Source organism: Bremerella cremea (assembly GCF_003335505.1).
In the GTDB taxonomy this organism is placed as follows: domain Bacteria; phylum Planctomycetota; class Planctomycetia; order Pirellulales; family Pirellulaceae; genus Bremerella; species Bremerella cremea_A.
Genome location: NZ_QPEX01000045.1, coordinates 675,555 through 699,428, shown reverse-complemented (window position 1 = coordinate 699,428; position 23,874 = coordinate 675,555). Strand labels below are relative to the sequence as shown.

General features: G+C 53.0%; 25 protein-coding genes, 2 tRNA genes and 1 pseudogene. 12 read left to right on the top strand and 16 right to left on the bottom strand.

The window, feature by feature from the left end; genetic code table 11:
• Positions 1–654 precede the first annotated feature (654 nt).
• Together DTL42_RS23685 and DTL42_RS23680 are read left to right on the top strand one after the other, a co-directional pair.
• Positions 655–1,734, top strand: coding sequence for a DUF262 domain-containing protein (locus tag DTL42_RS23685; protein WP_114372872.1), 1,080 nt, complete (start codon positions 655–657; stop codon positions 1,732–1,734).
• Positions 1,735–1,736: 2 nt separating this feature from the next.
• Entirely contained in the window at positions 1,737–2,375 is a 639-nt protein-coding gene (locus DTL42_RS23680) for an MAE_28990/MAE_18760 family HEPN-like nuclease (RefSeq protein WP_114372870.1), read from the top strand.
• A 158-nt stretch (positions 2,376–2,533) separates the two neighbouring features.
• On the opposite strand, the gene DTL42_RS23675 is transcribed toward DTL42_RS23680, so the two are convergent.
• Complete coding sequence (locus DTL42_RS23675) at positions 2,534–2,815, bottom strand: helix-turn-helix domain-containing protein (protein WP_114372868.1); 282 nt, start codon at positions 2,813–2,815, stop codon at positions 2,534–2,536.
• A gap of 255 nt (positions 2,816–3,070) precedes the next feature.
• Here DTL42_RS23675 and DTL42_RS23670 point away from each other — a divergent pair, with 255 nt between their 5' ends.
• From DTL42_RS23670 to DTL42_RS23660, 3 genes and pseudogenes are all read left to right on the top strand, one after another.
• A complete protein-coding gene (locus tag DTL42_RS23670) occupies positions 3,071–3,574 on the top strand; it encodes a hypothetical protein (RefSeq protein WP_147274421.1) in 504 nt (167 codons plus the stop codon).
• Positions 3,575–3,851: 277 nt separating this feature from the next.
• Positions 3,852–4,025 (top strand): annotated as a pseudogene (locus DTL42_RS23665) (ISAs1 family transposase); the annotation flags it as partial.
• A 144-nt stretch (positions 4,026–4,169) separates the two neighbouring features.
• Positions 4,170–5,531: a transposase gene (locus DTL42_RS23660; RefSeq protein WP_234824334.1), complete on the top strand. Its 1,362-nt coding sequence runs from the start codon at positions 4,170–4,172 to the stop codon at positions 5,529–5,531.
• 32 nt (positions 5,532–5,563) lie between these two features.
• Here the strand turns inward: DTL42_RS23660 and DTL42_RS23655 are convergent, their stop codons facing one another.
• The 10 genes from DTL42_RS23655 to DTL42_RS23605 form a co-directional block, all read right to left on the bottom strand.
• Entirely contained in the window at positions 5,564–7,234 is a 1,671-nt protein-coding gene (locus DTL42_RS23655) for an SIR2 family protein (RefSeq protein ID WP_114372864.1), read from the bottom strand.
• Positions 7,235–7,338: 104 nt separating this feature from the next.
• A complete protein-coding gene (locus tag DTL42_RS23650; protein WP_114372862.1) occupies positions 7,339–7,953 on the bottom strand; it encodes a hypothetical protein in 615 nt (204 codons plus the stop codon).
• Between the two features lie 34 nt (positions 7,954–7,987).
• Positions 7,988–8,152 (bottom strand): intracellular growth attenuator family protein, encoded by a 165-nt coding sequence (locus DTL42_RS26110; protein ID WP_147274420.1) that lies wholly within the window; start codon positions 8,150–8,152, stop codon positions 7,988–7,990.
• Between the two features lie 74 nt (positions 8,153–8,226).
• Complete coding sequence (locus DTL42_RS23645) at positions 8,227–8,523, bottom strand: hypothetical protein (RefSeq protein ID WP_114372860.1); 297 nt, start codon at positions 8,521–8,523, stop codon at positions 8,227–8,229.
• 34 nt (positions 8,524–8,557) lie between these two features.
• Complete coding sequence (locus tag DTL42_RS23640) at positions 8,558–8,902, bottom strand: hypothetical protein (protein ID WP_147274419.1); 345 nt, start codon at positions 8,900–8,902, stop codon at positions 8,558–8,560.
• Between the two features lie 14 nt (positions 8,903–8,916).
• Positions 8,917–9,894 carry a hypothetical protein gene (locus DTL42_RS23635; protein ID WP_114372855.1) on the bottom strand — a complete coding sequence of 326 codons (978 nt, stop codon included), beginning with the start codon at positions 9,892–9,894 and terminating at the stop codon, positions 8,917–8,919.
• Positions 9,895–10,104: 210 nt separating this feature from the next.
• Complete coding sequence (locus tag DTL42_RS23630; RefSeq protein WP_158545530.1) at positions 10,105–10,545, bottom strand: tellurite resistance TerB family protein; 441 nt, start codon at positions 10,543–10,545, stop codon at positions 10,105–10,107.
• Positions 10,546–10,613: 68 nt separating this feature from the next.
• Entirely contained in the window at positions 10,614–10,820 is a 207-nt protein-coding gene (gene csrA, locus DTL42_RS23625) for a carbon storage regulator CsrA (RefSeq protein ID WP_114372851.1), read from the bottom strand.
• 123 nt (positions 10,821–10,943) lie between these two features.
• Positions 10,944–11,915 (bottom strand): tyrosine-type recombinase/integrase, encoded by a 972-nt coding sequence (locus DTL42_RS23620; RefSeq protein WP_114372849.1) that lies wholly within the window; start codon positions 11,913–11,915, stop codon positions 10,944–10,946.
• A gap of 838 nt (positions 11,916–12,753) precedes the next feature.
• Positions 12,754–12,827, bottom strand: a tRNA-Asp gene (locus tag DTL42_RS23605).
• Positions 12,828–13,089: 262 nt separating this feature from the next.
• On the opposite strand from DTL42_RS23605, the gene DTL42_RS26455 reads away from it, so the two are divergent.
• Together DTL42_RS26455 and DTL42_RS23600 are read left to right on the top strand one after the other, a co-directional pair.
• Positions 13,090–13,236 carry a hypothetical protein gene (locus tag DTL42_RS26455; protein ID WP_158545529.1) on the top strand — a complete coding sequence of 49 codons (147 nt, stop codon included), beginning with the start codon at positions 13,090–13,092 and terminating at the stop codon, positions 13,234–13,236.
• 71 nt (positions 13,237–13,307) lie between these two features.
• Positions 13,308–14,345, top strand: coding sequence for a GGDEF domain-containing protein (locus DTL42_RS23600; protein WP_114372843.1), 1,038 nt, complete (start codon positions 13,308–13,310; stop codon positions 14,343–14,345).
• Positions 14,346–14,379: 34 nt separating this feature from the next.
• Here the strand turns inward: DTL42_RS23600 and DTL42_RS23595 are convergent, their stop codons facing one another.
• Positions 14,380–15,324 carry a tetratricopeptide repeat protein gene (locus DTL42_RS23595; RefSeq protein WP_114372841.1) on the bottom strand — a complete coding sequence of 315 codons (945 nt, stop codon included), beginning with the start codon at positions 15,322–15,324 and terminating at the stop codon, positions 14,380–14,382.
• A 411-nt stretch (positions 15,325–15,735) separates the two neighbouring features.
• Here DTL42_RS23595 and DTL42_RS23590 point away from each other — a divergent pair, with 411 nt between their 5' ends.
• Positions 15,736–16,062 carry a DUF6793 family protein gene (locus DTL42_RS23590; RefSeq protein ID WP_114372839.1) on the top strand — a complete coding sequence of 109 codons (327 nt, stop codon included), beginning with the start codon at positions 15,736–15,738 and terminating at the stop codon, positions 16,060–16,062.
• A gap of 236 nt (positions 16,063–16,298) precedes the next feature.
• Positions 16,299–16,526 carry a hypothetical protein gene (locus tag DTL42_RS23585; protein ID WP_114372837.1) on the top strand — a complete coding sequence of 76 codons (228 nt, stop codon included), beginning with the start codon at positions 16,299–16,301 and terminating at the stop codon, positions 16,524–16,526.
• A gap of 148 nt (positions 16,527–16,674) precedes the next feature.
• On the opposite strand, the gene DTL42_RS23580 is transcribed toward DTL42_RS23585, so the two are convergent.
• A complete protein-coding gene (locus tag DTL42_RS23580) occupies positions 16,675–17,691 on the bottom strand; it encodes a hypothetical protein (protein WP_147274418.1) in 1,017 nt (338 codons plus the stop codon).
• A gap of 409 nt (positions 17,692–18,100) precedes the next feature.
• A complete protein-coding gene (locus DTL42_RS23575) occupies positions 18,101–18,709 on the bottom strand; it encodes a superoxide dismutase (protein ID WP_114372832.1) in 609 nt (202 codons plus the stop codon).
• Positions 18,710–19,058: 349 nt separating this feature from the next.
• Here DTL42_RS23575 and DTL42_RS23570 point away from each other — a divergent pair, with 349 nt between their 5' ends.
• Entirely contained in the window at positions 19,059–19,991 is a 933-nt protein-coding gene (locus DTL42_RS23570) for a cupin-like domain-containing protein (protein ID WP_114372830.1), read from the top strand.
• Between the two features lie 4 nt (positions 19,992–19,995).
• Here the strand turns inward: DTL42_RS23570 and DTL42_RS23565 are convergent, their stop codons facing one another.
• Positions 19,996–20,394 carry an NINE protein gene (locus DTL42_RS23565; RefSeq protein ID WP_114372828.1) on the bottom strand — a complete coding sequence of 133 codons (399 nt, stop codon included), beginning with the start codon at positions 20,392–20,394 and terminating at the stop codon, positions 19,996–19,998.
• Positions 20,395–20,520: 126 nt separating this feature from the next.
• Between DTL42_RS23565 and DTL42_RS23560 the strand changes: the two genes are divergently transcribed.
• Together DTL42_RS23560 and DTL42_RS23555 are read left to right on the top strand one after the other, a co-directional pair.
• Entirely contained in the window at positions 20,521–21,270 is a 750-nt protein-coding gene (locus tag DTL42_RS23560; protein ID WP_234824333.1) for a 2-phosphosulfolactate phosphatase, read from the top strand.
• 216 nt (positions 21,271–21,486) lie between these two features.
• Positions 21,487–21,561, top strand: a tRNA-Pro gene (locus DTL42_RS23555).
• A gap of 118 nt (positions 21,562–21,679) precedes the next feature.
• On the opposite strand, the gene DTL42_RS23550 is transcribed toward DTL42_RS23555, so the two are convergent.
• A complete protein-coding gene (locus DTL42_RS23550; protein WP_114372826.1) occupies positions 21,680–23,872 on the bottom strand; it encodes a PVC-type heme-binding CxxCH protein in 2,193 nt (730 codons plus the stop codon).
• Positions 23,873–23,874 lie beyond the last annotated feature (2 nt).

The following is a 23,874-nucleotide window of genomic DNA, read 5'->3' as shown; positions in this document are numbered from 1 at the left end:
ATCATCCGACCCAAGCTCCATCTTCATCGCGCGTTTCCCGATCCAGGTTCCATGACAAAAGGAAAACGCCTATCATGCCAAAAAGAGAACTGCCGCGCTAGCCTAGTTTGCCCAAAGTGCGCGCCGGTCGTGCTTAAGCCTGAGCAAGTCTATGTAGTCTTTCATGTTTGTCATACGAACCAGCGTGAGAAGGTGATTCAGTTTCTAGAATCAATACTCACCAAACGTGGATGCGAATGTCAACTCGAAGAAGACTATTGATGTCTGCATGAAGTAAACGAATACGCATTCCAGCAAGCCCTACGAAACAAGCCTGAATTTGAATTCATCCCGTGAACCAAGCTGGAATGTGCTGTCGCTTATTCCGGCCAACGGGACTGTGTTATCCTACCCAAGACTCACACGAATTCATCCGGACACTCCAGTTGGCTTTACAACTTGACTATAGTCATTGATGACACGTGAACAATCTGGCGCAATAAGACATTTTTGACTGCAAAATGCAGCTCTTTACTATGGTTCGCAAACGGACAGGAATGGGTATAATATTTTTGAATAAGTTTGGCCCCTGCAAGGCTACCCTTGTCAAAGCTAACGAATGTATTCTGCGAGAACAGCTTTTCATCTTTTTGAATTGAAGAAATGTTGGTGCCCATGCCAGACCTTGAAGAACAAATCGATGCTCGGGTCGGTGAAGTCCGAAGTGAAGCTCTTGATCTAAGTTTTGGTGAAATTGTCAATTTGCATTCAAATAGTGAATTGATAATACAACCTGAATATCAACGTCTATTCAGATGGTCCGACGATCAGCGTTCACGATTAATCGAATCGATTCTACTTGAATTACCTGTTCCCCAAATATTTGTAATCGAAAATACAAATGGCGTGCTCGAATTAATCGACGGCCTTCAGAGAATTAGTTCTGTTATTCAATTCATAAACTCTAACCTAATTTTGCTTGATCCACTAGAACTACAAGGATGCGATTTGATACCAGATCTAAATGGCAATTCATTTGCATCACTTCCATTAAGCTTGAGATTGCGAGTAAAGCGTGCATCAGTAAGAACAATCGTAATAAAACGACAAAGTAAGTCGTTCCTGCGATATGAAATGTTTAAACGACTAAATACAGGTGGCGCTATTCTATCTCCCCAAGAAATTCGTAATTGCTCTGCACGAATGCTTGGTGAAGACGGCACACAGTTCTATGCGCTCATTCAAGAGTTAGCATCAATGGATAGTTTTAAGACTTGCACTGAGACCCTCGCCCAACAGGAACATGAACAAAAAGGCGATGAAGAACTTGTGTTAAGGTTTTTTGCTTGCAAGAACTCTCAGGATCTTTTTAGAGGAAGTGTTCGTGACTGGCTTGATGCATTTATGGAAGGCGTTTTGCTGAAAACAATCCCATTTGACGTGCAATGGGAAAGTCAAGCATTTAAAGAACTCTTTGACTTCCTGGAAAGTGTGTTGGGGGCAGGGGCATTCGTGAAATACCGCGGACAATCTGCAGTTGGAGGCTTAGCCCCTGCGTATTTCGAAGCCGTTTCCACTGGTATTTTCAGATCACTGTCTTATGCAAAAAATGCCAGCCCTACAGCAGTAAGGCAAGCAGTAATAGATACTGTACAAACAGAAGAATTCCGTCAATGCACTGGCCCTGGAGCTAATACTAAGCAGAAACTTAATAGCCGTATTAATTTAATCTGTGATGCGATTAAGGCCCTTTAATAATGAATCAATGGGAACGTGATCTTGAGCAAGATTTAAACTGGAGAGAAGCAGAAATTGCTACACTTAAGGTGCTTGTAACCGAATCACCTCGTGGTAGCACAAGAGAACGAGCACTACTCCGTGCACTTTGGGCATTGCTTTATGCTCATTATGAAGGATTCTGCAAGTTTGCTTGGGACACATATCTGGACCACTTGCAAGCCTCGTCTACAATGCGTGGAGAATGCACTGATAATATTGCTCGATTTTCACTTTCCGCTAGTTTTCGTTCTTTACGTGGAAACTTAAGCGTTGATAGCCTGTGGGAATATTGCACAAAGGAATTCCGCAACGCTATGTCACAACCCATTGAGTTCGAAGATCGTCTTGAAACAGATTCAAATCTATGGCCAAATATATGTCGAGAGAATTGCCTTGCTATCGACCTACCGCTTCCATCAGTTGATCTTCATAGGGCAAAGATTAAGGCCCTTGTTTCCAGGCGTAATGATATCGCACATGGTCAACCAATGACGATAGAGACTCTTGATGAATATAAGAAATACGAACATGCAGTCTTTGATGTCATGTACGAGCTGGCGCTAGCTGTTGATGCAGGTCTAGCTGATCGTAAGTATCTAAGGCAATCCCCAAACTGAATACTCTGATTGCTTTTAGTGTCCCGCCGGGTGCCCCGGGCATCTTGCCCGGGTTTGGATGCTGTTTCGCTTCTCGGAAGTCCACGACTGCTAGAGGCAAACTGGCCACGGACTGCATAGCAGCAGAAACCCGTCTGACTCTGACGCTGCTAAAATGCCTAGTTGGGCACGTCCCTGCTTCCCAAAACACGGGCCAGAGGCACCTTGGCACACCGAGAGGTTTCCTTGGCGGCAGTGCCTCCTGCCCGGCACAGCGGAACATGCTGCGGCTTCGCCTTCAAGGATCGCTTGCCGCCTGGCTTGTTCTTCCAAGTCGAGACGGTAGTCGCCGTCACGCCCAACGCCTCAGCCACATCCTTCACCCGCCACCCCTGGCGAATCAAATCCAACGCCTTCATCTGCCGAGCCTCAAGCTCCGCCGCCGATCCATGAGGTCGCATGAACCACTCCTTTGCCAATTGCCTTGCCAATACACTATTCTAGAAGAAGTGGACGGCCTCGGTCGAAGAAAACACCGCTTGGGTTGCTGGCGCAGTGGCTAATAATGCGATCAGGTATGTGAGGCGTGAAGTATGGCATCTGAGCTAAAAAGCCTGATTGAGGCGACACGAGATTCTTCGCGGGCCTTGCCCCAACTCCTCCCTATTTATCGTCAGGCAATATTGAGTGACGATTACAAGGTCCGCCACTTCGCTGTGGATTCGATGCTGCTGCGAGCTGGAATTGCCCACGAAGTCGAATGGAAGACATTCGTTGAGCAACTGCTACCGGAAGAAGAGTACCTACTTTATGTAGCTCAGCTCGGCCGCGATCATGGCCCTATACAGGGAATCGAAATCGCACCAGATTCAGTGAAAATAGAGAGGAGACAAAAACTGGTGCTATGGCTGATCGACCATTACCCCAAATCGCGAATTCACCAACGCACTGAAGGACACTTGAACCTACCTGATGACAAGGTGGTCTATGAAGTTGGCAAGAGCATGTGGTTCAAGAAAATGCTGGAATTCCCTGTCGATGTTGATGTCTTGGCGAACGCAGCCAGCTTTCTGCGCGTTCACGATCCGTTGCTTTGTGAAGGTTTTCTTTTGACCTGCATAAAACTGGAGCCGAATAGTCAGATATGGCAGCGACGATTGGCTGACTTGAGAGAATGCAATTCATCGAACACCGAATCTACCGACGAAAGAGACGATTAGCGATTGGGGGTTAAGGTTTTCTGAGGCGGGGCACTACTACAATTGGCTGAATTAACGAATGCGTAACCCGAGCGATATCATTCCGGGGCAAACGAAAATCGGCATCTTCCCTTGGCAACCAATCCGCACCACTTGGTTTAAATCAACAAGGCGGTGCGGCAAGCAGTCGCCGGTTTACCTTCGCTGTGTTACGCTGTCGTTAATTCAGCGTACGGGACTTAGTGAAAGAAGTTGGGCATGTACCTGCTTACCAAAACAGGGGCCAGAGGCACCCGCCGAAGACCCAAGCCCGATTCGCAAAGGGCACGCCGACGTCAACTTCAGCCCACTTAGACGAACGAGCCTGAGCTTGCTGAAGAACAACAAAACGGCCAAGGTCAGTGTGAAGAATAAACGTCTAAAAGCAGGCAGGAATGACAAGTACCAGCTGGAAGTGCTGCTGGGGACGTGATTTATGGTGCAATCGCCGTGAGCACTAGCGAAGGAGGCTTCCAGGATACCCATGTTGATGTCACTACCCACTCTCTAGCAGCCCGTTGAAAAACCCTCGTCTCCCGGCTATTCTCCAGCAAGACCTTCCCATTGCAAAGGATGGATGATGGCTTTAGGAAAACGGGCCTGCGAAACTCAGGCGGCTTGGGTTGCTTCGACCGATTTGCCGAAGTCGCCGGGGCATGTGTTCTATAAAAAGTTAAATCAGCTGTTGGCGGAGGCCCGGTTCGACGCGCGGCTCGAAGAGATTTGCCTGCCTTATTACGCCGATGGTCGCGGGCGACCGAGTCTGCCGCCGGGCGTTTACTTTCGCATGCTGCTGGTCGGTTATTTTGAAGGGATCGGCTCACAGCGTGGCATCGCCTGGCGGTGTGCTGACAGCTTGAGCCTGCGTGAGTTTTTGGGACTCGCACCGACCGAAGCTTCGCCCGATCACTCAAGCTTGACCAAGATTCGTAATCGTCTGCCGCTCGAAGTTCACTTAAGCGTCTTTCAAATGGTGCTGCAAATCGCGGCCGAAAAGAAGCTGCTTAGCGGCAAGCAAGTCGCGGTCGACGCGACCACGCTCGAAGCCAACGCGGCGATGAAGTCGATCATTCGTCGCGACACGGGCGAAGATTGGAAGGCGTACGTGACGCGGCTAATGCGAGAAGAAGGCCTCGTCGATGAGGAGGACGAGCCGACCGACGACGAACTGCGCCGGTTCGATCAGAAGCGGAAAAACAAGAAGGTTTCCAACGCCGATTGGCAATCGAAGACCGACAGTGACAGCCGCATTACGAAGATGAAAGACGGCACGACGCACCTGGCTTACAAGGCGGAGCATGTCGTCGACCTGCAAACCGATCTGGTGCTGGCGGCCGAAGTTTATCATGCCGATCAAGCCGATTCGCAAACGCTGGTCGACAGCGTCGTCGCCGCGCAGACGCACCTGAACGAAGCGACGTTGAAAGCGAACATCGCAGAAGTCGCAGCCGACAAAGGTTATCACGCGGCGGAGACGTTGGAACTGGCTCAGTCGCTCGGCCTGCGAACGTACGTCGCCGAGCCGCATCGCCCGAGGCGTTTGCGTTGGCATGACAAACGGCCGGATCTTCAGCAAGCAGTTTACGCCAATCGTCGGCGAGCAGGTCGCAGCAAAGGAAAACGTCTGCAACGCAAACGCAGCGAACTGATCGAACGAACCTTCGCGCACACGTGCGAGACAGGGGGCGGGCGAAGAAGTTGGCTACGAGGGATCGAGAAAATTCGCAAACGCTGGACGATCCAAGCCGCCGCGCGGAACCTGGGCCTGATCTTGCGCACAGTCTTCGGAATCGGTACGCCGCGAAGCCTGCAAGGCCTTCACAACCTTCTTTCGGCCCTCTATCTTGCCCTGATTCTTGTTGAGAGAAGTCTGCAAAGCCTAGTTCAGGTTGAACGATTCCAATCAGCGACACCGAGTCGGCAGCGATGCTGCAGGTAGTGAATCGCCATCGTGGAGAATCGGTGGCTTTTTCAACGGGCTGTTAGGCTTGCCTGTGCATCTATCCCTAGAATGTCCAGTAGTAAGTTGCCGTCAATTGCAATGTTTAGTATTCGTAGTATTAATATGCTTATGACCATTTTGTAAATGTCGTTGTTTGTCTTAATGGCGTTGATCGCTTTATCGAGTCGCTCGTGGATCGTTCTTGATTCCAGTAAACGTAATAATACAGCGTGTATTGTTGCGCCGCACTGCTTTCTGATAAAGTCTTCTTTTTCCCTGGTGCTAAGATCAGCAAAGTCTCCCCACATTCCATAGGCCGTGAGAAATTCTGAGAGATGCGTTACATCTTCTGGGCGTAATATATTTGCATCGATCTCGATATGATCTCCTATTATTTCGTGTAAATCACGGTTAAAAATGTCGTGTACACCGGATCGCGATGTGAGGATTAGTGTTGACGTTGCAGGACGTCGGCTTTGGGTCTCCTTGATAAGATCTAGCCAGAATTCATAGTTTTCGAAAACGATAATAGGAGAAGTATGCTGGCTACATATCTGTTGGATTTCATGCAGTACACTTCGTGATCTGTTTCGGAATACGAAAATATCGCGATTTTCAATATGCGCCCAGGATCGCAATTGTTCAACTAATATCGATTTCCCATTGCCAAGGTCGGTATGTAGTATGATAGTCTTGGAGTTCGCTTCGATTTCATTCGTTAGTTCACAAAATACTCTACGCTTAATGGTGTACTCTGAAGTGTCCTTGCGAATGGATTGGCCGACGAACTCAGCATTGACGTCACCGTAGAACAACAAATTGAATACATCGGAGTCCCGGATGTCCAAAGGCTTCTTCGAGGGCGGCAAAGCGGTGTCGAAAGATGCCAGCGGCAATTCATTTGTTGTGACGGGGGTGAATGTCGCCTTGGTCTTCGTCAAATAGGAAGCGATACCGTCGATACCAATTGGAGCAAGCGAGCCGAATGGAGAGAAAATACGCTTTTCAACAGAGGACGGGGACTTTGATACTACGAAGAACGTCTTTTTTCGGAGAGTCTTTGTGGCGTAGAGTATGCGATTGATGTCGAGATCATAGAGAGAATAACCGATGAAAAAAAACGCCTCAGCACATTCAACGTCACTTCTGAAGACATCTACCCAGGCATTGTCTGAAAACGCATCTGTAAGATAGCTCGTGCGTGTCAGTTTTAATGAGGAGTGAATCGTGTCTCGAGTTAGCCCTAAAATCGAACCGTTAATATGTACACAGTCGTTTGACGAAAGTGCGACCTCACTTGGCAATTTATCGATTGTTATAGGATTCACATCGCGTGGAAGTCTTGCGCATGCGAATTCATAGACGTTGTCATAGTTGGTTGTGTAGACGCGACTCCACGGTACAGCCGCGAGGTCTAAATGGTGCTTGGCGACATCAGACACGGTGTATTCTGACCGCAATAGCTTGATGAGTTCGTCATCCCCATGGTCTTCCTGAAAGAACTGAGCAGCAACGTCGAGTTCTAGTTCGTCAGAAATACCGCATCTTGTAGCGATTTGTTTTGCAAGCTCTTTTCCAGCTAGCAGCTTTTCTGTCTTGACGTTCGTGGCGCCAAAGGAGAATCCTGCGCCTGTAAAGAGGAGTGCGTTGCCGTTCAGTGCTGCCTGCAACCCTTTGTTGATATCGCCGTCGATAGCCATCACTGGCTCCTTTTACGAACCACGTTGTCAAGTTGAAAGAGTACATCTTACTTGTTACTTGATGAATGTGAAATAATGGAGTGAGCCGTTGGGGTACCGCGTAGTTAATCCACTAGAGGCACTACAAAGAGGCCGAGATTACACTCGTACCATATTAAGGAGTCTTCAGAAATAGTCGTAATGCAATCGATTAGGCATTGGCCCCGATAGTTGTGAGGTCGACTGTTTTTCATCGCCTCGGGCGGTACGATCGGGTTGCGATCGTACCAGGCTTCAACCTCCCACAAGATGTGGTAACGCCGCAGGTCGACCGATCGCTTCATTGCTCGCAGTTCTTGCCTGACGTCGGCTGGCACGATCGGGATTCGCGTGTATTTCGTTTCCCAAGTATTCACAAGGTCGTTGGCGATCTGGACTATCAGGCTTGAACCGTAGCCTTCACGCGAGGCGTCAAATGTGGTGCGTCCTCTTTGCAGAACACACTTCACCACTTGGCGGTCAGCACGGGCGATTGCCAGGCGTGGGAACTGATCGGGAAATGTTCCCCCTTGGGAAATTGCCTGGCCGATGTCGATCAGCTTCAGCCCTTTCGCCAAGGCCTCGTAGCCTTGGGCCGCCGCCTGATAAACCTCATCCGCGCCGTGATGCAATTCACGCCGATAAGCTTTCAGCTTCGCCAAAGCCTGTTCCTGGTCCATCTCGATCGTGGGGACGTTCATAATTCGCAGCTCCAAAAGGTTGGGAAATAGTTCGCTAGGCGTTAGTCTTGCTAATCGCCCTAGCCACAAACCAGCACGCCATCGCCAGCAGCACGACCGACATCATCGCCAGCCAGGGCAGAAGCGACTGTAAGAACCAACTGACAATCGGCAGCGAGACAATCGCCGCGAAGAACAACACTAGGTAAAAACGCATCATCAACTCCCAAGCGGAAAGGGAAACGGTTCGCAGGTGCCCTCCGTGGCTTGCTGTTTCCTCCGTGCCGATCGCGATCAGCCCACCAGCTTCTCGAGATTATTGAGGGCCTCAACCGCCCGGGCCTTGCCGCCCATCTGACGAACGAAGTCTTTCGCGGCCAGCAAGTCGTCGGCAGTCAGTTCGCCACGCCGCGTGGTCCCGCTGCTCTTGCGTTTGTCCATGCTCTTAATCGTGCTGACATATTGCGGCGTCGTGTCCTTGAAGCCGCGTTTCTTCATCGCTTCGGCGATCACCGCAGGGGAAGCGTCAGGCGTGGCGGCCATTAGTTCGCGGATCGCGTCGGCCTTGGTTTGCTTGGTTCGTTTGATCATTGGGGCATTCCTTGTAATGAAACAGAAACAGAAATTAAAAAAGAGACATCTGACCAGCCGCAGCCGGCTTCTCGGTGTGAACGATGGGTGGCGGTGGTGGGATTACCGGGGGCTGCACCTTTGGATAGCGACCGTGCCGTTCACAAATGCGACACGGTCCACCTTTCGAGTTAATCGCCGTCCCGCCGCAAGCCAGACAAAACTCTTCGGCAGCCGGCTCGGCCTCGGCTGGCTGTTCGTCGGCAACGAAACATTCGCCTGGCAGATCCTCAACAGGCAGCCCGCGATTGATCCGCCAACACCGGTACGAGCAAAACGAGCCATACCCAGGCCCACCGCATTGCTGACAGACGTGGCTTGCCAAGGGGGAACTATTCATGAGGCCATGATTTGTCATGTGCCGATAGTCTCCAACTGCGCGAGGACTTTTCGGCGTGCTATTTCGGTGGAGTCGCCGTCCGTTGTCGCCAAGGGAACGCCACGCAACTGCAAAGCGTCGCGGCTGCGTCTAGGAATTCGGTTGGGTGGCTGTTGGGGCCAACGTGGCTCAATCCAAACGCCCAGAGAAAGCTGGTCGAACTCGGGACAGATATTGCGAACTGTCTGCCGAAAGTAACCTGGTGCGTTTCGACTTCCACGGCAACCCCGAGCAGCGTCGACCAACTGGTGGCGGGTTAGTTTGCCGGGATTGGTTTCGAGAACGGCAGCCGCCTTGTAGAAGATTCCCCCGTCATCGCCGGAGTACTTCGCCTGGCGAAAGAGTTCTTCGGCAACCTCCATCACCTTAGAAAGCTCTACTTCGGTGAACAGTTCGCCTTGGGCTTTCTTCCCCGAACTTCCTTTTCCTTGGTCAGAGCAATCAGGGGGTTCTTTCTTTGGGGAAGGTGTGGAGGCCGTTTGACTGTTACTCTGATCAGGTAAATTCTTCTTCTTGTTCTTACTGTCCTGTTGGTCGGCATTCTGTCGGCAACCTGGCGACACAATGCCACGCTTCGCAGGCTTAGGCTCTTCGGCCTTAGCTGCTCGCGATTTAGCCTTCTGCCGTGCATCTTGGGCGCGGCGTTTGGCCGACTTGTCAAACCGCTTTTCATAACGCGGAATCTGCAAGCCTTCCTCGGTGATCCAGAGCCAATCGACGGCAGGATCCGCCAAGGCCAGCCAAAATTCAGGCGTTCCACCGAACTTGCGGGCAAGCGTGTTCACCGTGAGGCCCGGAAAGAATCCGTCCGTGGTGGCTCTTTCCACCCACGACCACAGCTTCACCAGACGAAAGAGAACAAGCTCGTCTGCGTCGCCAGTGATCTCGACTATTCGCAAGAACTCTGGCTTTTCCATGATGTCGATATCGATTTGCATCCATTCGCCGGCCATGGTTATTGCCCTCCCGTCGCAGAAGGCGTTGTCCGAATGACGAATGTCTGATTAATCTTGTCGCCAGGTTGCCGACAAAATGCCGACTCAGTCCGTTCGCATAACATGGGGCAAAACTCCTTTTCTTTGGGCGTGCATCCATTCCAAAACCCGCGTCCGGCCTTGCTTCACAGCACACCATCCAGGCCGGACGCGGTTCCGGGGTAGCGGTTACAGCCCGTAGTTCACCGGGTTTAGTTCCATGCGTGAACAAAGCTGGCGAACGATTCCCTTCTCGGTGTCGTCGAAGTCGCCGTCAGCCCCGCCAATGTAGACGGCCGCCCGAATGATCGCTTCGGCTGCTTCGCCTTTCGCTTTGCCGATCTCGTCCATCACTTCGAGCGTGCCCATGTTGACATCGAAGTTCAGCTTGTCTTCTGCCTTCGCAATCGCTTCTAAGATGTCGTCGAGCGAGTACTGAGGCAGCTTTTCACGAATCAATTCGGCGGTTGCTTTTCGCTCTTGGCTATCGAAGTTGCCATCAGCGCGACCGATCAGGAAACAGGCCCACACCACACGGTTAAACGTGGTGCGATCCTTAATGCGATTGAACGTCTCCGCGCCGCGATCGCGACACGATTTCAGAAAGTCGGTAAAGAGGGGGAATACCATCGAGAACAACTCCATTCAAAAAGAACACCGGCCCAAAACGCCCTGGACCGTGGGGCATGTTTGAGCGGTTACGCGGCAGGAACTGGGATCGCTTCGCCGCCTTCTTCATCCTGGCCGGCCTTGATCTTGGCCCACACTTCGCGACGGTGAACGTCGATCGACTTGGGGGCCTCGATCCCCAGGCGGACCTTATCGCCGCGAATTTCGACGACGGTGATTGCCACGTCGTCGCCGATCATGATCGTTTCGTTTTGGTAGCGAGAAAGAACAAGCATCTTGGAATCCTTTCAGATGCGGACCGTCAGGCGGTCCAAGGGGGGCAGCAAAAGCCACGCGTGGAACCGTTCCACGCGTTGAAACAGGGAAGGGCAGGGGAGTCCAACGAAGCGGACGGTCCGTTAAACGGCTTCCGATTCCTCCCTGCCTTGGGCTAATGCGTCGAAGATCGTTAGCTTCTCTTGGGCTTGGGACAGCAAGCGAACCTTTTGATAGATTCGTGTGGTTCGCATGCTTGCGTGGCCGGCTGCAAACTGAGCAGCTTCGCCAGAGATTTCCGACAAGCTGGTGATTGCGGAAGCTCGCACGGCGTGAAACCCGAAGTGGGGAACGCCTGCGAGATCTTGCAGGCGATGAAGTTCGTCGTAGATCGTCTTCTTGGAATGTTCCTCGAAGATCGGAAACAGCAGTTCCCGAGGCCCACGAATTCGCATCAGCAACTGCATGACGAAAGAGTGAACCGGTTTCGGTTCGTCCTTCTTCGACTTGCGGCAGATCTCGTAAGGCAAAACGATTTGCATGCGATCCCATTTGACGGCGTTCATGGGGATCTGCGAACACTGGCCGATTCTTAGGCTGGTACAAAGTTGCAGCCCGAAGATGGCTTGCCATAAATGGCCTGGGTTGACGCCGGGGACTTTGGGCAAGCGGGCATGCTCGCCAGCCACGTGAAACACTTTCACGATGTCGTCGGCAGGGACTTCGTCCTGGTACGTTTCGCGTCGCTTGGGCAACTTCGTAAATGGAACTCGGTCCAAGATCCCGACGGCCGTTTTCTCTTTGCCGCGTCGACCTGGTGGCCCGGCCTGATCGAGAACCCACTGAATGTGCGATAGATGCTTGTGGACCGTGTTTACCGCGAGCGTTCGCCCGCGAAAACGAAAGGCAAGCAGTTTGCCTTTGAACTCGGACAACGTCTCGCAAGTGATTTGCTTTAGCGGCGGGTTGTCGGTTAGTTCCTCCCACAGATCGAGGGCACGTTCGTATCCTTCCATGTTGCGGCTGGTTGGATCTTCGATGCAATGCGGGATGTAGTGGCGGAGGAAGAATTGACGTAGATAGGTATTGGGCCCAAGTGGTGGTTGGGAAATCATGGAAAAGGTGCCTCTTGCAGAGCACTGGCGTTCGCTCGCTCCTCGCGTCCATCGCCGCGATCGCCAGTATCAAGGCCTCCCTGAGAGTCGCGCATTCCCACACGACATGCGAGGTGTTTCGGGGGGACGCGCAGGCGTCCCGTTGGCGCATGCAAAGATGCATGGTGTTGGTCCATTGGTTGGCACCAAGCGCAGCATTTGACGAGGCGTTTCCACGCCTAATTGCAATTGGTTCGTTCAAGTGAACGACGCGGTAGCGTTGCATCAAATGGTGGTCAGAGGACGGCGCGGACTCCTTCTCAGTTCCGCGCCGCCTCTGATCCAACCAGGCTCGGCGGTCGTAGCCAATGCCGAAACTTCTGCAAAACGGCTACGACAAATTCGGAGGTGTGCAAGAATCTCCGAAGGTCGAGGCCACGCCGCCGCATGATTGCAGTTTTTGTTGGTTATTGCCGAAGCTCAATCGAGCCCGATGCGCGTTGGCGTCCCTCGCGACGGACGAAGAGAAATCTGCCCAGGGCATCGTTGATTTATAACGGTACCGTTAACTCTTCAGTGAGGCACGAGAGCAGCCGGTCAAAATAGCCAAATAGGCTAGTTGCGTACTGCTGTTTTGTTTTCCAGAGTCACAAAAACCGGATAGAAGTTCGGTTCCCAGCAAGGAAAAAGATCGCTGCCCCAGAGTCGCACAGGTTAGCAATGTCAACGATTAACGGCAGCAATTACCGAAGAGTTGGCTGTGCGACGCCGGGCCAATGGCCCAATTGCAATTTCAAAATGAGCGCGTAAAAAATGGCAGTTGTTGGACATCCAACAACTGCCATTTTCGCTTTAAAAGCGAGGCCGACGGGGATCGAACCCGCAACCACCGGATCGACAGTCCGGTACTCTAACCAATTGAGCTACGGCCCCAACTCGTGTTGAGATAGATAAATATAGGCCCATCTTCACAGAACTCAAGGCCCCCTGGCGATAATTTGCTCGCATTTTTTTTGCTCGCTGCAAGCATTCCCCCAGAAAGGACAGTTCGGGGCTGTGAGTTGTCCGGACGGTTGTTGGTGGTTCGCATGAATCGGGCAATTTGGATTGGTTTTGGTGCCTGGCATCGATTCATGACCTACCGTTCTAGTGTGGTATATCGTTTGCCTTTTTTCCGTCGCGGGACTGCAAAACCATGCGAGATTTCCTCTTCAAGCTCATCGACAAAACAGAAGACTTTGTCGTGCATATGGGGACGCTGGAGTGGACGCTGGCTTTTCTGATCGTCGTGGGGTTCGGTGCGCTGTGCCTGCAGGGCGTGGGAAGTCGGAATCGGTTGTAAGTGACCGGAAGGGTAGCGAGAAGCCGTATTGAGACAACGAGTCCTCCCAGAGTGAACAGGGTAGAGCCAGGATGGAAGACTGGATTTTCGGAATACCGACCCCAGTGGCAATGGCGCTGATTGCGTTGATTGGCTACTTCTTGGGCAAAAGAAATCAGCAGCCAGCATCGGTAGAGCATGCGTTTGCTCGCCGCGAGCTGAAGCGGGCCAAGGCTGTCGTAAAGCAGCTCGAGGAAATTTCGCGCGAAGTACGCCGCAATCTGGCGACCCATCAATCAAGCATTACTCACTTCAAAGATCGTATTTTGCTGATGAGTTCCGACGAGAACCAGTCGGGGGAATCTTGGCAAACCTTATGCGAAGAAGCGGAACGCATGTTGAGCCCGACGATGCGGCTCTCTTCCCAGATTGCGCATGCCTATGACGAAGTGCGTCAGCAGGCCAACCTGTTGATGACCTTCACCGAATCACGTACCGACCCGTTGACTGGCCTCTCTAATCGGCGGGCTTTAGATGATAGCCTGGAAAGCTTGTTTGCGATGAAAGATCGCTACGAGCTGACTTTCTCGCTGTGCATTTTGGATGTCGATCATTTCAAGAGAATCAACGACGAGTATGGTCATCTAGAGGGAGACCGGGTGTTGCAGAAAGTTGCGGATTTGATCGACAACTGCGTGCGTGAAACCGATGTGGTTACACGTTACGGTGGCGAAGAATTCGTTGTTTTAATGCCTTCCACTGGTCTGGACGGAGCAGGCATGTTTGCCGAACGGGTACGCAGTGCGGCCGAGGAAAAGCTGAACGTGACCGTGAGCGGAGGCGTTGCCCAGGCAAGTGCTGCTGATGAACCGCAGACGTTGTTGGCCCGTGCTGATGCGGCTCTTTACCGCGCCAAAGCGAATGGACGAAATTGTATCTTCTGTCACACAGGCGATAAGGTCGTTCCCTATCCTTCCTCATCTGAAACGAATGCTCACGAGGAACTGAGTGACGATAAGAACTTGCTGGAAGAAATTCGCTTGCTTGAACGGTCGCTGGGGACGCGGCTTGAGATCGAGGATTCGGCAAGTAAATCTGACGTGAAATTAGAGGAAACCGAAGTGGTTTAGTGCCACTTCGCGGAAGTTCGTTTCGCTGGAACTACTACCAAATTCCCTTCTTGCGGTTCAGACCGAAATCTTTAGCTCGCGCGCGATCTGCTGCGGCAGCTTCTGGCTGGTTCAACTTTTCGTAAATCGCAGCGCGATGCGAGTAGAGGACCGCAAGGACGTTCTTCAGTTCTTTGTCCTCGGCAACCACCGTTTCAGGGAGTTGGTCGAGCTTTTCATCTTTCTTCGTTTGGGCAAGCAATTTTTGCCGCAAGAGTTCGTACACTGCGATTGCTTTGTTGATATCTTCCAGACCTTGTTTGGGGGCACCAGCAAAGAGTTCGAGATAGCCTCGGGTATCGAGATAGTTAGCGATCCGTTGGTCAATCACCATATCGTCGTGTACGAAGATAGCCAGAGCTTCGTTAATGTCGATCAGCCCCTGCTTGATCTGCTCTGGGGAAGCCTGTCCATCCTCTGCCGCCAGGGCGATCGCGTAGGCTCGTTGATTAAGGGCTGTGTGGCGATGGATGGTGTGCTTGGTTTCGGCCAGTTCGACAACCTTGTCGGCTAGTGGCAAGGATTGGTCGTGCCTGCCCATGCGAGCAAGCAGGAAGCTTGATGTGTTCAGTACATAGGGGCTCTCGCCGGCCAGTTCCAGGGCCCGTTTGAGGTGCTCATTGGCATTCTCTGGCGCGTCGATGCGGTAAGATAACTCTGCTGCATAAAGCTGCATCGCCGGATCGTCTGGGGCGAGTTCTAACGCTTGATCAGCAAACTGCTGGGCTTCGGTAATTTGTCCCTGTTCTAAGGCCTGGAGGGCCTCTGCCCATTTCCACTGGGCTCGCGATTTCGTGTTCAAAAAGGTGAAGCCAAGATAGACCACCAGCAGAACAAAAATCGTCAACAACCAACGACCGATCGGCCTGCTCCGTCTCGCCGGTGGTGGCGACTCGCGCGGCGGGAGTGGTTGGCTTTCTGGCGAATTAGACGAACTCATAGGGGTGGTCGTACTTCAGCGGGGAGAAAAAAATCGGGTATCTTCAACCAGGGGATCTCCTTCATTCTACCAGAAATTTCCCGTTAGGTTGAACAACGGCAAAGACCCAACCACTAGGCATTTCCAAGTCGCTTGGCGATGGCCAGAGCAGGAAGGGAATTTGATTGACGGTCGAGTACGCCAGCTATTAAATTCGCAAAAACCACTCCATTGTCAGCTGCTGGAATACCTTGCCATGTTTCGTGCTCATTTACGGCCCTGTCGCTGGGCTATCCGCTTGTCCAGACGTTGTCGCGTTGGGCAAGAGCCGAACGAATAAGAGCGAACGCGAGGGAGCTAGCATGGGATGGAGTCGAGGTTCTGTTCGCTCTTGCTGGTTCCTCTAGTTTGCTTCTCAGAAGGAGATTCGCCATGGCACTGTTCGAGGTTGAAACCAACGCTCATATTGTGATCACCTGGGCCGAGGACGAAAACGAGGCCAAAGGGCAAGTTTACGATAGCTACCCAGGCGACGAGATTATCCGAATTGCCAAACGCCCACGAATGTCTTGGGTAATCTCAAAGGCCGCACTTGGGCTAACGACAAGCCCGCTCGATCCATGCATGGTGGCGCGAGATTGTCTCTCGAAAGCGGAAGGAGACAAGGTTCACGCCATTCGGCTTTACATGCACGAGACTGGCAACGATCTGAACCAGGCTCGAAAGGCGATCGAGTCGAATATGGTAATGGGCTGGTAGTTTCTGGCCTACTAATTCGCGCGCCCACGCACCGTTGGTTGGGGCGTTAGCCAAGCTAACAGCGAGGATCTTTCTGCTCGTTTCAAGGGTATGCCGCTAGAGGAATGCTCTGCGTGCACGGATTCCCGCAGATCGGGCGTGGCGACTTGCAATTTCCCAGGATTTCACTCATCACAACTTACGGTTGAGTCGATGCTAGTAGAACCGCATCCATAAAATCTTAGGAGTATTGTGCCATGTGTGAATGTTCGCACGACGCGACGGGGAAGTGGATTTCCGTCAGTGCTCCGGGGGGAATGGCAAGGCAGATTATCGTCGACGAGTATGACTCGGCGGAACATGCCTGGAAGCGAGTTGGTACTTTCGCCGATGACACCTCTGCTGAAAAGCAATTGTTTCGTTTGAAGGTGAAAGGGATTCAATCTCGCGTGATCAGCCAATCTTTCTGCCCCACTGGCTTGTAAGCGTTTTGCTGTGTCTGCTTGATTGCAGTGACAATCTGCCCACGTTATCGCGTGGGCATTTTTTGTTTTGTGACCGGACATAAAAAAAGGGAGCAACTTGAAGTTGCTCCCTCTCTCGATGAAGTTTGTTTGGGCGTAGCTAGTCCGACTATCGGGTGAAGGTCGAACTTGGGTAGTCCGTGGTATTACCGAAACGCGAAGCCGTGCCGGCAGCGGTTCCGCTGTAGTCGGCGGTGCCACCTGGGCGGTAGCTCGAATCGTTACCTGCGGCGGAAGTTGCCGAAGCGGTCGAGGCGGCTGGGCTGCTCATTGCTTGGTAGTTGCTCGGATTAGGAGCCGCTGCACCAGAGTAGTTGCTGGTGGGCGGGTACGAGCTCGAGCTCGCCGACGGTCCAGATCCGGTCGAAGGATACGAAGACTGTGGCATCGAAGACTGCGGATAGCTAAAGCCGCTTGGCCCCGATCCTGTGGATGGGTACTGAGGCGTCGTCGAAGAAGTTGTTGGATAGTTGCTGCCGCTCGATGGCTGCGAGGTTCCGCTGCCATAGGACGAGCTTGGGGCAGATGGTGTCGAGTACGACGAACCACTGTACGACGAGGTGGAACCGCTAGGCGAAGTTTGGCCATAGCTGGAACCGGTCGACGGTTGCGTGTAGGACGGCGGCATGGCCGAGTAACCTACCGGGGCAGCGCCCGAAGAACCGTATGTCGAGGTGGTGTTGGCATTGGCGGTGTAAGCTGCTGCCGAGGCACCGTAAGCGCCAGGCGTGCCTTGGGCTGGGTAGGCACCGTAGCCGGCCGGAGTGGTGGTGCTTGCCACCGGGGTGTTGCCGCTTGGCGTGGCCGAGTAATAGCCAGGCCCTGCGGGGCTTGTCGCCGAAGCTTGTTGCGTGGCATTAGGCGTCGAGGACTGAGTGGCACCGGCTAAGTAATTGGGCATCACTTGCGAGCGGCCTGCCAACTGCGTGGAAGATGGTGTCGGCGTCGAAGTCGACGATGGTGTCGCAGCGTAGCGTGGTGCTTCAGATTCGCTGGATGCAGACGGTGCTCCCATGCGGGCCATGTAACCCCAGCCTGGCATCGACTTGCACCCCGTCGCGGCGACGGAAGTAACGGAAACGGCTACGGTAAACAGTAGCGACCAATATTTGGTGTGCATTCGCATGGCGTCCTTGCCTTCGGATGTGCACGAGATGGATGCGAGAGAATCGTTCTCTGCCAACCAACTCATTCGTGTGTGGTTCAATTCGACGGGGACGTACCTGGACGTTTTCAGGCCAAGCCCTCTCAATAAGAGTGGGTAGGTGTCCCTATACCTCTTCAAATCGGAAGTTGGGTAATAGTCCTTCAACCATTCTGATTCGAATTCCCAGAATACTCCGCCCAGCTTGACACAGGATTCAGGAAAGCGGGCGGATCGTAGTTTTCGCTCCTGCTTGGGTCAATGCCATTCTTGGCAGAATAGAATCACAGCATAAAAAAAGGCCTGATCCATGGTTGGATCAGGCCTTTGCTGGTTGTGCTATCGATGCCACCATCGTCGGCTTCGCCGTAGGAAGGTAGCTCCGGGGCGATTAACCCTTGGCAGCGGCATAACGGGAAGCAACTTCGTCCCAGTTGATCACGTTGAAGAATGCCGTGATGTAATCAGGACGCTTGTTCTGATAGTTCAAGTAGTAAGCGTGTTCCCAGACATCGAGGCCCAGGATCGGAGTCTTGCCTTCCATCAGTGGCGAGTCTTGGTTCGGCGTGCTGGAAACTTCCAGCTTGCCACCGGAAACACTCAGCCAAGCCCAGCCAGAACCAAAGCGGGTTGCGGCGGCATTGCTGAAGTCTTCCTTGAATTTCTCAAAGCCACCCAGTTCGGCATCGATGGCAGCGGCCAAGTCGCCAGTCGGAGTGCCGCCACCGTTGGGCTTCATGACGGTCCAGAACAGCGAGTGATTGGCATGGCCACCACCGTTGTTGCGGACTGCGCCGCGAATATTTTCTGGCACCGAGTTGATGTCGGTGACCAAGGCTTCGATCGTTTTGCTTTCCAGATCGGTGCCTTCGATCGCAGCGTTCACCTTATTGATGTAAGCCTGGTGATGCTTGGTGTGGTGGATTTCCATCGTGCGAGCATCGATGTGCGGTTCGAGCGCATCGTATGCGTACGGCAGCGCGGGAAGTTCGTAGGCCATGGTGGGTCCTCATCTATTTTCAAGTAGTATCGTTGCGGGCGAACAGCAATCGTGGGATGGAAAGCGATCGGCTTTCTCTATGGCGGCCATCGCCTGCTCCTATGAAAGGAGCTGGTAAAACCATCCGACTTGCCGTCAGAATAACGCATCCCCAATGCGGTGGCAATCATCCTCAGTTAGGGAACGATTACTCCATTGGTAACGCTTCCAAGGAATAAATCAATGCGAGTGAAGAGAACGGTGGTCGATTCGAGAAACGGAATCAGCGAAGTGATCTTTCGCAACGCACGGCACCTAGACTTCCTTTGTATACCCTCGTTTACAGTTCTTTCCGCCAGAGACCGTGCCCATGTCCGCCCCGAACCTGATCGATTGCACGTTTTCCAATTCCGACTTAGAAGAAAAGCCGCTGACGACTACCCATCGCTTGGTAGAAACCGGTTTATTTGACGACGAACATTTAGTCCGCATTCTGGACACTCATCCGCGCGAGTGCCTGAACGTCCATACGATGGGGACGGACGAGACGGCTAATCAGTGGCGGGAAGGGGATGCCTCGACGCTTTCCGGCGAGCAACTGCTGGCAGCAACCAAAGCAGGGCGACTGTGGCTGAACGTGCGGAACATGGCCCAGCATCACCCTGATTTCAACCGATTGATCAACGGCATCTACGACGAGATCGAAGCCAAAACACCTGGCTTTGTTGCGCTCGAACGGTCGGCCAATTTGCTAATCAGTTCCCCGAATGCCCTGGTCTATTATCACCTGGATATTCCCTGCAACATGCTGTGGCATTTGCGAGGCGTGAAGCGAGTGTGGGCTTATCCACCTTACAACGAGCGATATGTGACTCAGCAGAAAGTCGAAGATGTCATCTGTGGCGTCTGCAACGAGGAACTTGACTATCAACCTCAATTCGATCAAGAGGCCATGGTCGTCGACTTGCAGCCTGGGCAAATGGTTACCTGGCCGCAAAACACACCCCACCGCGTTAGCAACCTAGAGGGGCTGAACGTTTCGCTCACTACGGAACACCTCACGCCGAAAGCTCGCCGTCGTATCAAGTTGTTCCGGGCGAATCGCTTCTTGCGGCACGCGTTTGGTTATCAAAAGCTTTCGCAAGCCACGGAAGGAATCGACTATCGCTGCAAAGTGTTGGCCTACTCGGCCGTGCGAGCCTGGCAGAAGCTGTTTCCCCAAAAGGCCGAGGGATACCACTACCCGGTGACCTTTAAGCTCGATCCGAATAACCCTACCAAAATCCAAGATCTGGCGAAGTAAGCGTCTACTCCACGCCTTGGTTGATCTCGTCGACTTGGCTATTCAAGGTGCAAACATCGTACAGAAAGCCCAAGGTAAAGAGCCCACCGGTGCAAAGCCAAATGATTCCAGAGATCCACTTGCCCATGTAAAAGCGGTGGATGCCAAAGATGCCGAGGAAGAAGCACAAGAGCCAGGCAACGTTATAATCGATAGGGCCGCTTTGATACCGCTGATTGCATTCCTCGTCCATCGAGGGGATCAGGAAAAAGTCGATGATCCAGCCAATCAGCAAAACACCCCCCGTACACAGCCACAACACGCCGGTAAGTGGCTTGCCATAGTAAAAACGGTGAGCGCCAAACACACCAAAAGCCCAGGCAATATAACCAACGACAATTGAGTGGGTATTGTTTTCCGTCATTCCGTTACGGCTCCTTTCGATTCATAATTTGCAAAGCTGCCAAGCCTGAAAGAAGCTCGGCCCTCCAAACTCTAATAGTAGATTCGGAGGCAAGGCCGGAAAATTGCCAGTTTCAAGGGGATTTCTTTGAAGACAAAACGGATCGACGTTTACCTTTTGCCGGCTTTAATGGGAGAAACCGACCTCTCTGGCACAGTAGCGGTCGTCATAGACGTCCTTCGCGCTACGACCACCATTACCCATGCGATTGCCAATGGGGCCGAGTGCGTGATTCCGCAGCTAACCATTGAAGAAGCCCAGCAGCAACATGTTGCCAACCCAGCCGCCTTGCTGGGAGGCGAAAGGGGAGGGGAGCGAATCAAAGGTTTCGATCTGGGGAATTCGCCAACCGAATATGCCCCTGCCGTTGTCGCTGGCAAACAAATCTTGTTCACCACCACCAACGGCACCAAGGCCATGCAGGCCTGCCGCGCGGCCGAACTGATTTACATTGCTTCGTTTGCCAATTTAACCCCTCTCTGCAACGAACTAGCCGAATACGAGAACATCCAAATCGTGTGTGCCGGCACCGAAGGTGAGATCACGCGAGAAGACGTCTTGCTGGCCGGGGCCATCGTCGACCATCTCACGGCAGATGCCCCTTTGATCGAGCGAAACGACCAGGCCCAGATCGCCACCGACGCCTGGCAGGAGGCCAAGTCAGGCCTTACCGCTTCATCCCTCGCCCAGCGTCTAAAGCGAAGCCGCGGAGGTCGCAACGTCCTGCGAATCGGCCTCGAAGCGGACATCGAAATCGCCGCCACACTCGACAGTTTGAATGTAGTCCCACGCCTAGACCCTAAATCGTGGCAAATCCGTGATAGCCGAATTTCCTGATCGTAACGGACATTTTCGCCCCCTAGCCAAGCAAAACCACCCCCAACTTCCCCAGAGAAGTGCTATCAGGCCTTGTTTGCCAGCGACAGAGTTGGCATATTGGTACCTTCCCTCAGGCAACCAGATCGCCACCAAGCGAACCACCACCCAGCAACGGTGTCTGCCAGGACACCCAAGCAACAAGTGGCAAGAAAAACCGCACGAGGGAAAAAACATCGGGGTATAGCGCAGCCTGGTTAGCGCGTTTGACTGGGGGTCAAAAGGTCGCAGGTTCGAATCCTGTTACCCCGACTAAGCAAAAGCCTTTATGCAGTAACGACTTGCGTAAGGGCTTTTTTTTCTGGCCTATTTCCCGTTGTTGGGGCATCCCAGTGACTTCAGGGGCAGGCATGTGCTGATGTTTGGTTGGCTATTTGGTTCCCGATAGCGATTCCAAGTAGGCGAGCAGGTCTGCTAGTTCTTGGTGGGATAGGTTTTTGGCTAGGTCTTTGGGCATGATCGAGACTTCGCTTGCTCGGATTTCTTCAATCTGAGGCGAGGTCAGGGTCACCGATTGGTCTTTGTCGATGCCGAGGCGGATTTGGTCGGCGCCTTCTCCGAGGATGATCCCGCTGACCACTTTGCCGTCGTCGGTTAGCACGGTGTAAGGTGCGAAGCCTCTGGCGAAGGTCGCACTGGGGAAGAGGATCGATTCCATTAAGTCGAGCCGCGATCGGCTTCGCCCGATGGTTGTTAAATCGGGGCCAACCTGGCCACCTTCTCCGTTGACCTGATGGCATTTGTTGCAAGCCGTTCGCGCATCACTAAATAGCTTCTGCCCGTGCGCAGCATTTCCCGCAGGCAGATCGGCTTGCAATTGTAAAAGCTGCTGGCGTTCGGGATCGGTTAGCTTGGCTCCGAGAGAAGCAGCAGGGATATCGAGCCAGTGCCGATCGGCAATCGCAATCGTAGGACGACGCAATTGTTCCAGGGCGATGGCCGCGGCCTTGCTAACTCGCTCGTCTTGGGCCAGCAGTGTTTTGTTGAGCGCTTCACGTTGGCCACTCATGATAACGTTGAGGATGATTGCGTGTCTCTCTTCAAGGCTGACCTTGTCGTTGGCCAAGGCGTCGAGAACCGTGGGAATATCGTTTGCTTCAAGACCTTGCCAACGGGCCAAAACCCATGCTGCAACGCGTCGTTCGGCTGGTTCGCCGGTCGTCGCATGCTGGACCAATTTGGTCATTAACTCGGTGTTCGTTTCCAGGTTGGGCCAATCGAGCAAGGCGCGAATCGCCGTTTGACGAACGCCGGAGTGTTCACTAGCTAGATATCCGGTCAGCGTCTTGAGCGACTCCGGCGATTCCTGGCGACGCAGTTTCCAGATCTGACGTTGTGCTTCGGCGATCTGTGTTGCTTCGGTTGTGGGCGAAGCTTCCGGGGATTCGCTGATCGGCTTCCGGCGAATCCGATAGATGGCACCACGCACATCTGGCTTGGCAATTTCAGACTGAGGACAACCTATACGAAACCATCCGCCGGTATCAATCACCAGCAGCGAGCCATCTTTGTCTTGAAGAATATCGGTTGGATGGAAGTCGTGGTTGTCTGCGATTAAGAAGTCTTCGATCTCTTCGGCTTGGTAGGTACCGTTGGCGTCGCCCAATTTTACACGCACAATTCGACCGGTATTGAACTGGGTGATAAATAACGCGCCACGGTTGTCATTGCCCCATTGATCGCCTTCGTACCGACAAAGCCCAGATACGGCGACATGGCCGAAGTTAACGACTTCTTTCAGGAGGTCCCCAGTCCGAATGAACTCTTGCTCAAGAATTTGTGCGTAGTCTTTTCGCGGATAGACACCCCCATATTGCCAATGGACCAAGCAGTCGCCGCGTGGGGCTCCGTAGAAGAGGTTGACGGTCCCTAATATCTCTCCTTCGGGGGTGAAAACGACTTCCACCGGGTTGTCCATTCCGCCAGTGCAAAATGTTTGGACATCGCTACCGTCGGGACGGCACGAAAAGATGCGGGCCGCTTTGCCCTTGCTGACCAACGCCCCGGACTTGTCTGCGATTTCGTGCCCATGTCTTCCATCGCACCAGTAGATTCGGCCATCTGGACCTAAGAAAGGACCATGGATATCCGCCGCGTTGCCGGTATAGCCAAAATCACCCACGATCTTTTCTCGATGGTCCGCCACACCATCGTCGTTGTTATCGGTAAATCTCCAAAGTGCCCCGCTCGATGCCACGTACAACGAGCCTGCGTGCCAGAGACATCCTTGCGGGAAGGTGAGCTGGTCGACAAACAGGGTCGATTTGTCGTACTGGCCATCTCCATTGGTGTCTTCCAAGCGTTGGATAAAGCCAGGTAGTTGCTTTTCAAGGTCTTCGCGCGAGAGGTTCTCGCCTGAGTTGGCAGCCACATAGAGACGCCCTTGGTCGTCGAAATTGGCCATAATAGGGTAATCGACCAAAGGAGGCGCCGCCGCGAGTTCCACGGTGTATCCCTCAGGTACCGTAAGTGCCAGCGGAGTGAACTCGGCGGCGAGACCTGGTGCGGCAAAGAATGGGAAAAGCGTTGAAGCGGCAATCGCGATCAAAGGTAGGCTACGCATTC

Excerpts from the sequence above, each read along its gene's own strand:
- DTL42_RS23590 (WP_114372839.1), top strand. The coding sequence starts at position 15,736 with ATGGCACTGTTCGAGGTTGAAACCAACGCTCATATTGTGATCACCTGG.
- DTL42_RS23650 (WP_114372862.1), bottom strand. The coding sequence starts at position 7,953 with ATGAACGTCCCCACGATCGAGATGGACCAGGAACAGGCTTTGGCGAAG.
- DTL42_RS23575 (WP_114372832.1), bottom strand. The coding sequence starts at position 18,709 with ATGGCCTACGAACTTCCCGCGCTGCCGTACGCATACGATGCGCTCGAA.
- DTL42_RS23585 (WP_114372837.1), top strand. The coding sequence starts at position 16,299 with ATGTGTGAATGTTCGCACGACGCGACGGGGAAGTGGATTTCCGTCAGT.
- DTL42_RS23580 (WP_147274418.1), bottom strand. The coding sequence starts at position 17,691 with ATGCGAATGCACACCAAATATTGGTCGCTACTGTTTACCGTAGCCGTT.
- DTL42_RS26110 (WP_147274420.1), bottom strand. The coding sequence starts at position 8,152 with ATGATGCGTTTTTACCTAGTGTTGTTCTTCGCGGCGATTGTCTCGCTG.
- DTL42_RS23630 (WP_158545530.1), bottom strand. The coding sequence starts at position 10,545 with ATGGTATTCCCCCTCTTTACCGACTTTCTGAAATCGTGTCGCGATCGC.
- DTL42_RS26455 (WP_158545529.1), top strand. The coding sequence starts at position 13,090 with ATGCGAGATTTCCTCTTCAAGCTCATCGACAAAACAGAAGACTTTGTC.
- DTL42_RS23570 (WP_114372830.1), top strand. The coding sequence starts at position 19,059 with ATGTCCGCCCCGAACCTGATCGATTGCACGTTTTCCAATTCCGACTTA.
- DTL42_RS23660 (WP_234824334.1), top strand. The coding sequence starts at position 4,170 with ATGATGGCTTTAGGAAAACGGGCCTGCGAAACTCAGGCGGCTTGGGTT.
- DTL42_RS23675 (WP_114372868.1), bottom strand. The coding sequence starts at position 2,815 with ATGCGACCTCATGGATCGGCGGCGGAGCTTGAGGCTCGGCAGATGAAG.
- DTL42_RS23680 (WP_114372870.1), top strand. The coding sequence starts at position 1,737 with ATGAATCAATGGGAACGTGATCTTGAGCAAGATTTAAACTGGAGAGAA.
- DTL42_RS23550 (WP_114372826.1), bottom strand. The coding sequence starts at position 23,872 with ATGCGTAGCCTACCTTTGATCGCGATTGCCGCTTCAACGCTTTTCCCA.
- DTL42_RS23565 (WP_114372828.1), bottom strand. The coding sequence starts at position 20,394 with ATGACGGAAAACAATACCCACTCAATTGTCGTTGGTTATATTGCCTGG.
- DTL42_RS23620 (WP_114372849.1), bottom strand. The coding sequence starts at position 11,915 with ATGATTTCCCAACCACCACTTGGGCCCAATACCTATCTACGTCAATTC.
- DTL42_RS23685 (WP_114372872.1), top strand. The coding sequence starts at position 655 with ATGCCAGACCTTGAAGAACAAATCGATGCTCGGGTCGGTGAAGTCCGA.
- DTL42_RS23655 (WP_114372864.1), bottom strand. The coding sequence starts at position 7,234 with ATGGCTATCGACGGCGATATCAACAAAGGGTTGCAGGCAGCACTGAAC.
- csrA (WP_114372851.1), bottom strand. The coding sequence starts at position 10,820 with ATGCTTGTTCTTTCTCGCTACCAAAACGAAACGATCATGATCGGCGAC.
- DTL42_RS23600 (WP_114372843.1), top strand. The coding sequence starts at position 13,308 with ATGGAAGACTGGATTTTCGGAATACCGACCCCAGTGGCAATGGCGCTG.
- DTL42_RS23645 (WP_114372860.1), bottom strand. The coding sequence starts at position 8,523 with ATGATCAAACGAACCAAGCAAACCAAGGCCGACGCGATCCGCGAACTA.
- DTL42_RS23640 (WP_147274419.1), bottom strand. The coding sequence starts at position 8,902 with ATGAATAGTTCCCCCTTGGCAAGCCACGTCTGTCAGCAATGCGGTGGG.
- DTL42_RS23595 (WP_114372841.1), bottom strand. The coding sequence starts at position 15,324 with ATGAGTTCGTCTAATTCGCCAGAAAGCCAACCACTCCCGCCGCGCGAG.
- DTL42_RS23635 (WP_114372855.1), bottom strand. The coding sequence starts at position 9,894 with ATGGCCGGCGAATGGATGCAAATCGATATCGACATCATGGAAAAGCCA.